This is a genomic window from Pseudarthrobacter sp. Hb11, assembly GCF_059383655.1.
Genome location: NZ_JBWZCM010000001.1, coordinates 787,878 through 798,585 on the forward strand (window position 1 = coordinate 787,878; position 10,708 = coordinate 798,585).

Here is a 10,708-nt window from a genome sequence, read left to right on the forward strand (position 1 = left end):
GGCGTGGACCGGGGCCGTGGAGCTCACCCTCAACGTGATGGCCTGAAGGCTTAACGGTCCCGCCAGGCTGGGCCTCAGCCCAAGGCCCGCGGGTGCGCTGCCGCGTAGATCTCGCGCAGGGTGTCTGCCGTGACCAGCGTGTAGACCTGGGTGGTGGTGACCGAGGCGTGGCCCAGCAACTCCTGGACCACACGGACGTCGGCCCCGCCCTCGAGCAGATGGGTGGCGAAGGAGTGCCGGAGGGTGTGTGGTGAGACGTCCTTGGTGATGTTGGCCTTTTCAGCGGCCGCCTTCAGGATGGTCCAGGCACTCTGGCGGCTGATCCGTCCGCCGCGGGCATTAAGGAACAAGGCCGGTGTCCCTTTGCCCTTGGCCGCCAGGAGCGGGCGGCCACGGACCAGATAGGCATCGAGCGCCCGTGCGCCGTACGAACCCAGCGGTACCAGCCGTTCCTTGGACCCCTTGCCGAAGAGCCGTACGATGGCGGGCCCGGTCTCCGGCTCCTGCAGGGAGATGTCGTCCACGTCCAGGCCCACAGCCTCGCTGATACGCGCACCGGTGGAGTACAGGAATTCCAGGAGTGCCCGGTCGCGCAGCCCGGTAGCGGTGTCGGTTCCGGCCGCTTCCAGGATCCTGGTCACTTCGTCCACGCTGATGGCCTTCGGCAGCCGCTTCCCGGGCATGGGTGGATGCACGTCGCTGGCAGGATCCGTGGGGGTGAACCCTTCCAGGGCCCAAAACTTGTGCAACCCCCTGACGGCGACCACTGTCCTGGCGGCGGACCGCACGCCCAGGGAGGATCCGCCGTCGGACCCGTCCGACAACGCCCGGACGTAGCCCGTCACGTGGTGGCGGGTGATGTCCCCGGGGCGGCCGCAGCCGGCGGCGGCGAGGTAACGGGAGTACCGGGCCAGGTCCCGGCGGTAGGCCGCCAACGTGTTGGCGGCGACGCCCCGTTCCACGCCCAGGTGCTGGAGGTAGTCCGTGATGCCGCGGTCGATGGCGGTCGGCGGGGAAGCTGGCGGCGGGTCACTGACCTGCGCGGGGGCGTCCTGGAGAAGTCCGGCAGGAGCCAGTTCAGCAGAAGGACCAGGCACCATCAGCGCTGGCTGGGGTGCGCCGGCCAGGGCGCGTCTGCCGGGCGGAGATTGACGTATCCCCCAGCCCGGGCGGCCGCGGCGGCAAGGATCCCGACGACGGCGGACGGGTTGTGGAGCCTGCCGGCCAGTACCGATTCCACGGCGTCGTCAACGTTGATCCAGTGGAACTCGATCTCGGCTTCCTCGTCCGTCCGCTCATGGCGTTCATGGTGCGGTACGTGGGTGAGGTTCCGGGCCAGGTAGATCCTGATGGCCTCGCTGGAGGAACCGGGTGAGTTGAAGAAATCGGCCAGGACATTCCAGGTGCCGGCGGCGAGATCTGCTTCTTCCGCGAGTTCACGGGCCGCGCCCACCACGAAGTCCTCGCCTTCGACATCCAGCAGTCCGGCCGGAATCTCCCAGAGGTCCATGCCCACGGGGTGCCGGTACTGCTTGAGAAGGAGGATCTCGCCGTCGTCATTCATGGGCAGGACGGCCACGGCGCCGGGGTGTTCAATGTAGTCCCGGGTGAGGGCCTCACCCGTGTCCTGAAGCTGGAAACTGTCGCTGACCACGTCCCAGATCCGGCCCTCGTAGACCTTTTTGGTAGACAAAAGACGGCGCGGGCTCGGTGCATCCGAAACCTTTACAACAGGGGTGGTTTCAGGTGTACCGGGCATCGCGCCGTCCTTATTTTCGTGCGGAACTACTTAGCGGCTACCGTACCGGACTGCTCGGCCTCCGGGGCAACAGCACCCAGGCCGGCGGCCGTGTCGGCGCCCTCCTGGTGGTCCAGGGCTGCCTTGACCAGCCCGGCGAAGAGCGGGTGCGGCCGGGTGGGGCGCGAGCTCAGCTCAGGGTGCGCCTGGGTGGCCACGTAGTACGGGTGGACGTCGGCGGGAAGCTCAACGAACTCCACCAGCTTGCCGTCCGGGGACGTGCCCGAGAAGACCAGCCCTTCGGCTGCGATCTGGTCACGGTACTTGTTGTTGACCTCGTAGCGGTGACGGTGGCGTTCGCTGACGGTGGTCTTGCCGTACGTCCCGGCGATCACCGAGCCGGCGTCGAGCTTGGCCTCGTACAGGCCCAGGCGCATGGTGCCGCCCAGGTCGCCGCCGCCCTCGACGAACTCCAGCTGCTCTTCCATGGTGGCGATGACGGGGTACTTGGAATCCGGCTCGAACTCGCTGGAGGACGCACCTTCCAGCCCCACAACGTTGCGGGCGTACTCGATGACCATGCACTGCAGGCCGAGGCAGAGTCCCAGGACAGGCAACTTGGTTTCGCGGGCGAACTTCAGGGCACCCAGCTTGCCCTCCAGTCCGCGGATGCCGAAGCCGCCGGGGACGCAGATGGCGTTGACCCCGTCCAGCGCCTGGATGGCACCTTCGCGGGTTTCGCACTCGTCCGAGGGGACCCAGCGGATCTTGACCTTGGTGTCGTTGGCGAAACCGCCGGCACGCAGAGCCTCGGTGACGGACAAGTAGGCGTCCGGCAGGTCGATGTACTTGCCCACCAGGGCAATTTCGACGTGGTGCTTGGGGTTATGGACAGCCTCAAGCAGCTTGTCCCAGCTGGTCCAGTCCACGTCCTTGAAGGGAAGGTCCAGGGCACGCACGATGTAGGAGTCCAGGCCCTGGGTGTGCAGCGTCTTGGGGATGTCGTAGATGCTGGGCGCATCGGCGGCGTTGACTACGGCGTCGATGTCGACGTCGCACATCCGGCCGATCTTTTCGCGCATGGCGTCCGGCACTTCACGGTCCGAGCGGATAACGATCGCTTCGGGCTGGATGCCGATGGAGCGCAGTGCTGCGACGGAGTGCTGGGTGGGCTTGGTCTTCAGTTCCTGGGACGGTCCGATGTACGGCACCAGGGAGACGTGCAGGAAAAAGACGTTGGTGCGGCCGATGTCCTGGCGGACCTGGCGGGCCGATTCGAGGAATGGCTGGGATTCAATATCGCCGACGGTGCCGCCGATTTCGGTGATGATGACGTCCGGGGCGTTTTTGCCTTCGGCGGGCAGGCGCATACGGCGCTTGATCTCATCGGTGATGTGCGGGATGACCTGCACCGTGTCTCCGAGGTACTCGCCGCGGCGTTCCTTGGCGATGACGGTGGAGTACACCTGGCCGGTGGTCACGTTGGCCGAGCCCTCTAGGTTTTCGTCGAGGAAGCGCTCGTAGTGTCCGATGTCCAGGTCCGTCTCCGCACCGTCATCGGTGACAAAGACTTCGCCGTGCTGGAAGGGGTTCATCGTGCCCGGATCCACGTTCAGGTAGGGATCGAGCTTCTGCATAGTTACAGACAGGCCGCGTGCCCGCAGCAGATGACCGAGGCTTGATGCCGTCAGTCCCTTACCGAGCGAGGACGCCACACCACCGGTTACGAAGATGTGTTTGGTCGTCTTGGACGAGCCCGGGAACCGGGAATTTACACGGGAATTTGATCGCTGCACCACGGAATTCGAGCCTATCATCAAATGAGCCTTCCACGGGTCCGGAACTGTTTCCCCAAATGATCCAGTCTGGGGGTCCGGGCACACGGTAAGCAAGGGGTTGCGGGGTTTTGGGACAAGTGCCCCGGGACCGGGTCAGGCCCGCTGCGGCAACAGTTTGGCGTCGTCCAGCAGCTCTTGCGCATGTGCCTGCGCCGACTCCGAGTCCTCCTGGCCGGCCAGCATCCGGGCCAGTTCACGCACCCGTTCCGGGCCGTCGAGGAGGCGGACATCACTTGAAGTGAACCCGGTGGCAGTTTTGCCGTCGGCTCCCCTGACCGAGGTCTTCGTGACAGTGATGTGCTGGTCCGCGAAGGCGGCCACCTGCGGCAGGTGCGTCACCACCAGCACCTGCACATGGCGTGCCAGCATGGCCAGCCGGCGGCCGATCTCGACGGCGGCACGTCCGCCCACTCCCGCGTCCACCTCATCAAAGACAAAGGTGGGAACAGGGTCCACGGCGGCCAGCACCACTTCGATGGCCAGCATCACGCGGGACAGTTCACCGCCGGATGCCCCCTTGCCCAGCGGCCTGGCCGGAGCACCTGAATGCGGCTGCAGCAGGAAGCTGATCTCGTCCGCGCCATGCGGTCCCAGCTGGCCGGTGCCCTCAAGGTTTATCACCAGGGTGGCGTCGGCCATGGCCAGGGCCTTCAGCTCAGCGCTGACTCGTGAGGAGAGCTCCTTGGCGGCCTTGGTCCTGATCCTGGTGATCCCTGCCGCCTGCTTCTGCAGGTCCGCCTCGGCCCGGACCACCTCGGCTTCCAGGCTTTCGATGCGGGTTGAATCGTCCTGCAGTTCGTCAAAGCGCACCCGGGCATTTTCGGCCCACTGAAGTACTTCGTCGATGGAGGGGGCGTACTTGCGGATCAGCTTGGCCAGGACAGCGCGGCGGTCCTCGATCTCGGCGAGCCGTTCCGGGCCTTCGGTGTCCAGCCCGGCCTGGTAGCTGGCCAGTTCGGTGGCGATATCATTCAGCAGGAACCCCACCTCGGCCAGCCGTGCCGCTGCGGAGCCGAGCTCCGCGTCGTGCTCAGCCACGTGCTCAAGGGTCCGCTTCGCGGCGTCTACGAGGGTGGTTGCATCTCCTGCGTCACCGAAATCCTCGGCAATCAGGGCCTGATGTGCAGTGCTCGCGGCAATTCGAAGCTCCTCAACGTTGGCCAGCTTCACTGCCTCTGCCTTGAGGAGTTCGTCCTCCCCCGGTTGAGGATCAACTTCGTCGATCTCAGCCAGTGCCGCCTCCAGCGATTCGGCTTCACGGAGCCGGTCCCGGGCGGCACTGCGGAGCGTGTCCAGCTCGGCCTGGCTGGATTTCCAGTGGCTGTAAAGATCCTGGTACGCGCTCAGCGGGCCAGCCAGCGTTTCGCCGGCGAACTTGTCCAGTGCGCCGCGCTGCGCTGCCGCGCCCTTGAGCCGGATCTGGTCCGACTGGCCATGGACCACAACCAGCGTTTCGCCGATCTCGGCGAGGACCCCCACAGGGGCGGCCCGGCCGCCCAGGAAAGCACGGCTGCGGCCGTCCGAACCCAGCCGGCGGGCGAGAATGAGCTCAGCGCCGTCGTCGAACTCTTCCGCCTCCGCGCCGGCCTCGAGGGCACGCGCGATGGCGGGGTGGCCGGCGTCGAGCTTGAGCACTGCCTCGGCAGTTGCGCTCTTGGCGCCACTGCGGACGGCGCCGGCATCCGAACGGGCTCCCAGGAGGAGGCCGACGGCGGTGACCACCATGGTCTTGCCGGCGCCGGTCTCGCCGGTCACCACGCTCAAGCCGGGGCCAAGCGGCAGTGTTGCGTCGGTGATGACGCCCAGATCTCGGATTCTCAGTTCTTCAAGCATGGTTCACTTTGCTGTTGAGGGATCGGGGTCGATGCCCGGCTGGCCGCTGTGCGGCAGCTGAAGCGGCGGCATGGGCCGCGGAGTGCGGACGATGGGAATGGGGCCGGTGTGGATGGCTTCTGCCTTGGGGACAGGCCCCCGCCAGCCGTGGATGGGCAGTTCGAACTTCCGCACCAGCCGGGCCGAGAACGGGGTCTGATGGGTGCGGGCCAGCCGCACGGGAGTGGCTGACTTCGTGACTTCCACCCTGGCGCCCGGTGGCAGGTCCACGGAGCGCCGGCCATCACACCAGAGGACACCCTGGGCATCTGTGCGGCTGAGGACTTCGACGGCGAGGCGTGAGCGGGGCGACACCACCAGCGGCTTGGCAAAGAGTGCGTGGGCGCTGATGGGAACAATGACGAGGGCCTCCACCTCCGGCCAGACCACGGGACCACCGGCGGAAAACGCGTAGGCCGTGGAACCCGTGGGGGTAGCCACCACAATGCCGTCGCAGCCGAAGGACGTAAGTGGTCGTTGATCCACCTCGGTGACCACCTCGAGCATGCGTTCCCGGTTGGCCTTCTCGATCGCGGCCTCGTTGAGCGCCCAGGTATGCCAGATCTTCTGGCCGCGTACCCACACCTGCACGTCGATGGTCATGCGCTCTTCCACCGTGTACTCGCGGCTGGCGATCCACTCGACGGTCTGGGTGAGGTCCGCCCGTTCACTTTCGGCAAGGAAGCCTACGTGGCCAAGGTTCACACCCAGCAGCGGCACGTCCACCTCCCGTACCAGCTCAGCGGCGCGAAGGATGGTGCCGTCACCGCCGAGGACCATCACCAGTTCAACGTCGGGGAGCTGGACGTGGTCGTGGAGGACTTCAACCGGCTGGGCGAGGTGCCCGAAGAACCGTTCCATGTCACCCAGCTCGGATTCCTGCATCACCGGCACAATCCCGGAGGCCTGCAGCTGGACGCAGGCCTCCCAGGCGGCCTTCAGGGATTCCTCGCGGCCGGTGTGGGCGAGGACCAGTACACGCCTGCTCATCAGGTTCCGCTTTCTAGTGGTTGTGCCAGATACGTCCGAGCAAGGCAGCGGCGGCTGCGTCTCGCTCTTCGATCTTAGGCAACTCTTGGCTGATCCTGCGCTTTATCCACAGGAAGTATTCGACGTTTCCGTCCTGGCCCGGCAGCGGGCTCTGCGCAAGGCCATGGAGCTCGAGGCCTGCGTCCTGCGCTGCCCGGGCCACTTTTTCCACCGCCATCCGGCGTTCCCGCTCCGAGGTCACCACACCGGTGCGCCCCAGCCGGTCCTTGCCAATTTCGAATTGCGGCTTCACCATCAGCACCAGGTCACCGCCCCGTTCGGTGCACTCCGCCAGCGGCTGCACCACCAGGCTCAGCGAAATAAAGGACAGGTCAGCCACGGTAAGCGCTGCCGGGCCGCCGATGTCTTCGGGATTCATGTACCGCACGTTGAGTCCTTCGTGGACTTCCACGCGGGGATCTTCCCGCAGCCGGGGCACCAGCTGGCCGTGCCCGACGTCGACCGCCACCACGAGCGCGGCGCCGCGCCGGAGCAGGACATCAGTAAAGCCGCCGGTGGAGGCGCCGGCGTCAAGGCACCTTTTCCCGGCCGGCGAAACCTCGGGGAAGGCATCCAGAGCACCGGCCAGTTTATGCCCGGCGCGGCTTACGTAGGTGTCCTGCTCGTCGTGCTGGACCACGAGGTCCTTGTCCTCGGTCACCTGGAGTGACGCCTTGCCGAGCACTTGGCCGGCAGAGCTTACTTTTCCTTCGGCTATCAGCGTGGCGGCATGGGTGCGGGACCGGGCAAGGCCGCGCGCAACCAATGCCTGGTCAAGGCGCACCGGCATCAGGCGCAGTCCGAACTCTTGATGCGGGCGCGGTGATGCTCCGCCGGATCTGCGTCCAGGGCGGCGCGCAGCTCATCATGGAGTTCGCTGTAGGCCGCCTCGTGCTCCGAGACGGGGGTTTGGGGCAATGCGTCCAGGCGTCCCAGGGACTGTTGTACCAGTTGGTCCGTTACCTCGGCCTGACTGGGGGGCGGCCAGTCCAAGGAGGGCTGGGCTGCTGCGGATTCGTCAGGGTGGCTCAGCTCAGTCATTCAACCAGTCTAGTGATCCATCCACACGAGCTGCGGCGCCTGAGGGGAGGAGGCATCCGGGGTGGCTGCCCACCACGCGGCACACGCCGCCCGCCATGAATCGAGATTGTCCTGGCTGCCAATGATGCCCACGGCGCCGTTGGCCACGCGGGCCGTCGCCTCGCCACATGTGTAGGTACCGTCATTTTCGGTGACGGCCGGGTACGCGCGGTGAAGGTCAGCCAGGGAGCTGATGATGTAGTCGGGGCGCTCGGCGGACCGGGCGGCCAGGATGGTCTGCCGGGTGTCGACGCCGGTCAGCACCGCCACCGTGGCGAAGCCTGCGTTGTTCCCACCCAGGATGTCAGTGTCCAGCCGGTCCCCTACCACCAGGGGACGTTCCGCTGCCAGCCGCTTGGCGGCGGAGTGGAAGAGCGGGGCTTCCGGTTTACCGGCGACACGCGGCGTCTGGCCTGTGGCCGCGGTAACTGCGGCGACAAGGGTGCCGTTGCCGGGCGCGATGCCGCGGGCCTGCGGGATGGACATGTCCGTGTTGGTGGCCACCCACACTGCTCCGGCCGACACCACGTAGGCTGCCTCGGCGAGTTCCTTCCAGCCGATGGCCGGGTTGAAGCCCTGGACCACCGCCACGGGCTCCTCGTCCTGGCCGTACACGGGTACCAGGCCCACCAGTTCGATCTCCCGGGCAAGCGCCGGACTTCCGGTGATCAGCACTTTGGATCCTGGGGCCAGTTCCGAGGCGAGCAGCTCCGCAGCGGCCTGCGAGGAGCTGACCACCTGGTTGTCATCTGCGGGTGCGCCAAGTTCCCGGAGGTGGGCTGCGACGTCGGCGGGGCTCCGCGACGCATTGTTCGTCACGTAGCCGAGGCCCACGCCCAGGCCCGCCAGCTGCTGGAGTGATTCCACCGCAGCCGGGATGGCTTGCGCGCCTGCATAGACCACCCCATCCAGATCGGCGAGCAATGCATCGAACCGGGAAATCAGGGTCGCTTCAGTCATCCACTTAGTCTTCCCGGCGATCCTGGTTGTCCTGCGGAGCGTTGCCGTCGGGCAATCCCTCTCCGTCGTGGTCCAGTTCGTCGGGTTCAACCGAGTCCTCATCGGACTCGGCGTCGTCGGAAACGAAGTAGTCCGCTTCCTGGTCATCGATGCTGGCATCGACAGCCTTGCCGGCTTCGCCTGCGGGCGTCTCTTCCAAGGCAGCAGCAGAGGTCGCAGCGGCGCCGGTTGTCGCGGGCATTTCAGCGGCAGCAGCCGACCCCGAAGCGGAGGACGCGCGGTCCAGCAGGCGGCGGCGTTCTGCTTCCTCGCGGGCTTCCTCCTGCTCGTCCCAGCCCAGATCAATGATGTCCGGTTCTTCGTCGACGCCCAAACCAAGCGCCTTCTCCGCCACTAGTGCCTGCTTGTGCCATTTCTCCGCCTCGGCGGAACGGCCGACGGCGGCGAGTGCGTCCGCGTAGGCCCGGAACAGGCGTGGGCTGTAGGAGAACGCACGGTTGATGTCCAGCTGCGCGATCTCCAGTTCGGCCACGGCGGCGTCGAGCTGGCCGAGGTCGGTCCGCGCGCCGGCAGCCACGATTGCGAGCTCAGCCTTGCCTGGAGCGTCCAGATCCTGGGCTTCCTCGGACCGGACCACGTCGAGGGCGCGGTCGGGACGGCCGAGGCCGCGTTCACAGTCAGCCATCACCGGCAGATGCACGTTGGAGCCGCTGATCCGGCGGTACGTCCGAAATTCCCGAAGCGCCTCGCCGTAGTGGCCGGCAGCATAGGCCGTGAGTCCGACGGCTTCGCGGACAGCAGCAAGCCTGCCGCCGCGGCGGCTGGCAGCCAGGGCGTGCTGGAAGGCCAGTTCGGGCTCGTCGTCAATCAAGCGGCCGGCCATTACGAGGTGGCGGGCGACCCACTCGGCGCTGGCAGCCTCGAGCGTCTTGATCTGGTGCTGCGTGGCGCGGTCCAGCTCCCTGCCGGTGACGTCCTCGTCGATCTGAGGGGACCGTTCGCGGTCCGGGCGGTTGGCGCTGCGGAGGTCACGCATGTTGGGGACACGGGCCGGGCGCTCTTCCTGGCGGTCCCGTCCAAAGGTGCGGGGTCCGGCGTCGCGGTTAGGGTCGCGATCGGAGCCCCGGTCGAAGCTGCGGGGCCCACGGTCCGGGCGGTCACCGCGGTTGGGGCGGTCACTCCGGTCGCCAAAGGGCTTCCGGTTCTCGCCACCGCCGAAACTACGGCGGTCACCCTCGCCGTCACGGCGCGGACGATCCCCAAAGGACCTGTTGTCGCGATCGCCGTACGGCTTGCGGTCACGGTCGCCGAACGGCTTACGCTCACCGCCACCGCCGAAATTACGGCGGTCACCCTCGCCGTCACGGCGCGGACGATCACCAAACGGCTTGCGCTCTCCGCCACCAAAGCTGCGACGGTCTCCCTCACCATCACGGCGAGGACGATCACCAAACGGCTTCTTGTCACGATCACCAAAGGGCTTACGCTCACCGCCACCAAAGCTGCGGCGCTCACCCTCACCATCACGGCGCGGACGATCACCAAACGGCTTCTTGTCACGATCACCAAAGGGCTTACGCTCACCGCCACCGGCCGGCCGGCCCGAGGAATCGTTGTTGTCCCGGTTGGTACGGGATCGGAAACCGCGCGGGTCGCCACCCGAATTGTTGTTGCCGCGGAACCCGCCGCGGTCATTTCCGCCGCGGTTGCCACCGTTGTGCTCAGCCATATGGATTCCTCCTGTTGTGAGCCGACCACTGGCGCAACTGCAGCCGCTCATATCCGTGTTTCGTTTTCCTACGCAACCCGAAATCAAGCGCTTCGAAGTCCGTACATCTGCATCAATTCTAGTGGAGCCGCCTCGCCGGGCGGGACAGAGCCGTTGCCAGCAGTCCCCATCGTGGCAATATTCACACCGCGCTCCATCACCTCCTGCGCTCCTCCCGGCACGGTTCCGCACCTCCCGGAGCACTGGGCCAAACGCTCTATCAGCTCCTGCGTGTTTTTGCCCCACGCTCTCGCAGTTTCGAAGGAGCCCGACGGCGGTGCTGCAACCGCTGCGCCCGCCCCTGCGACGCTCTCGTACTTTCTGGTGGTTAAAGTGGTGGGGCCCTGACGTGGTGTCAGGGCCCTGGGGTGTTTTAAGTGTGGGAGGCCCCAACCAGTGACTGGTTGGGGCCTCGACCGAATG

10 protein-coding genes are annotated in these 10,708 nt (G+C 66.5%); 1 reads left to right on the forward strand and 9 read right to left on the reverse strand.

The features are described 5' to 3' along the window. Positions 1-74 precede the first annotated feature (74 nt). The 9 genes from xerD to AC50X7_RS03755 form a co-directional block, all read right to left on the reverse strand. Positions 75-1,100 (reverse strand): site-specific tyrosine recombinase XerD, encoded by a 1,026-nt coding sequence (xerD, locus tag AC50X7_RS03715; RefSeq protein ID WP_307095527.1) that lies wholly within the window; start codon positions 1,098-1,100, stop codon positions 75-77. Further along, the gene (locus tag AC50X7_RS03720; protein ID WP_494977792.1) at positions 1,100-1,759 is read right to left on the reverse strand and encodes an NUDIX domain-containing protein; all 660 of its coding nucleotides are present in this window, start codon (positions 1,757-1,759) and stop codon (positions 1,100-1,102) included. Before AC50X7_RS03720 ends, xerD begins: the two co-directional genes overlap by 1 nt. A gap of 26 nt (positions 1,760-1,785) precedes the next feature. Next, a complete protein-coding gene (gene pyrG, locus AC50X7_RS03725) occupies positions 1,786-3,555 on the reverse strand; it encodes a CTP synthase (RefSeq protein ID WP_494977793.1) in 1,770 nt (589 codons plus the stop codon). A 114-nt stretch (positions 3,556-3,669) separates the two neighbouring features. Further along, positions 3,670-5,409: a DNA repair protein RecN gene (gene recN, locus AC50X7_RS03730; RefSeq protein WP_494977794.1), complete on the reverse strand. Its 1,740-nt coding sequence runs from the start codon at positions 5,407-5,409 to the stop codon at positions 3,670-3,672. A 3-nt stretch (positions 5,410-5,412) separates the two neighbouring features. Further along, positions 5,413-6,438, reverse strand: coding sequence for an NAD kinase (locus AC50X7_RS03735; RefSeq protein WP_494977795.1), 1,026 nt, complete (start codon positions 6,436-6,438; stop codon positions 5,413-5,415). Positions 6,439-6,451: 13 nt separating this feature from the next. After that, positions 6,452-7,267, reverse strand: a complete 816-nt coding sequence (locus AC50X7_RS03740; protein ID WP_494977796.1) for a TlyA family RNA methyltransferase — start codon at positions 7,265-7,267, stop codon at positions 6,452-6,454. After that, entirely contained in the window at positions 7,267-7,518 is a 252-nt protein-coding gene (locus AC50X7_RS03745; RefSeq protein WP_494977797.1) for a hypothetical protein, read from the reverse strand. The genes AC50X7_RS03740 and AC50X7_RS03745 overlap by 1 nt, the downstream gene beginning before the upstream one ends. Before the next feature lie 9 nt (positions 7,519-7,527). Beyond that, on the reverse strand, positions 7,528-8,517 hold the full coding sequence (locus AC50X7_RS03750) for an HAD-IIA family hydrolase (protein ID WP_494977798.1): 990 nt from the start codon (positions 8,515-8,517) through the stop codon (positions 7,528-7,530). A 4-nt stretch (positions 8,518-8,521) separates the two neighbouring features. Further along, positions 8,522-9,553: a hypothetical protein gene (locus AC50X7_RS03755; RefSeq protein ID WP_494977799.1), complete on the reverse strand. Its 1,032-nt coding sequence runs from the start codon at positions 9,551-9,553 to the stop codon at positions 8,522-8,524. Here AC50X7_RS03755 and AC50X7_RS03760 point away from each other — a divergent pair. Then, the gene (locus AC50X7_RS03760; protein ID WP_494977800.1) at positions 9,455-10,633 is read left to right on the forward strand and encodes a hypothetical protein; all 1,179 of its coding nucleotides are present in this window, start codon (positions 9,455-9,457) and stop codon (positions 10,631-10,633) included. The genes AC50X7_RS03755 and AC50X7_RS03760 overlap by 99 nt on opposite strands. Positions 10,634-10,708 lie beyond the last annotated feature (75 nt).

What these genes read in the sequence shown, in the direction of transcription:
- xerD (WP_307095527.1), bottom strand. Translation starts at nt 1,100, where the DNA reads ATGGTGCCTGGTCCTTCTGCTGAACTGGCTCCTGCCGGACTTCTCCAG.
- AC50X7_RS03720 (WP_494977792.1), bottom strand. Translation starts at nt 1,759, where the DNA reads ATGCCCGGTACACCTGAAACCACCCCTGTTGTAAAGGTTTCGGATGCA.
- pyrG (WP_494977793.1), bottom strand. Translation starts at nt 3,555, where the DNA reads ATGATAGGCTCGAATTCCGTGGTGCAGCGATCAAATTCCCGTGTAAAT.
- recN (WP_494977794.1), bottom strand. Translation starts at nt 5,409, where the DNA reads ATGCTTGAAGAACTGAGAATCCGAGATCTGGGCGTCATCACCGACGCA.
- AC50X7_RS03735 (WP_494977795.1), bottom strand. Translation starts at nt 6,438, where the DNA reads ATGAGCAGGCGTGTACTGGTCCTCGCCCACACCGGCCGCGAGGAATCC.
- AC50X7_RS03740 (WP_494977796.1), bottom strand. Translation starts at nt 7,267, where the DNA reads ATGCCGGTGCGCCTTGACCAGGCATTGGTTGCGCGCGGCCTTGCCCGG.
- AC50X7_RS03745 (WP_494977797.1), bottom strand. Translation starts at nt 7,518, where the DNA reads ATGACTGAGCTGAGCCACCCTGACGAATCCGCAGCAGCCCAGCCCTCC.
- AC50X7_RS03750 (WP_494977798.1), bottom strand. Translation starts at nt 8,517, where the DNA reads ATGACTGAAGCGACCCTGATTTCCCGGTTCGATGCATTGCTCGCCGAT.
- AC50X7_RS03755 (WP_494977799.1), bottom strand. Translation starts at nt 9,553, where the DNA reads ATGCGTGACCTCCGCAGCGCCAACCGCCCGGACCGCGAACGGTCCCCT.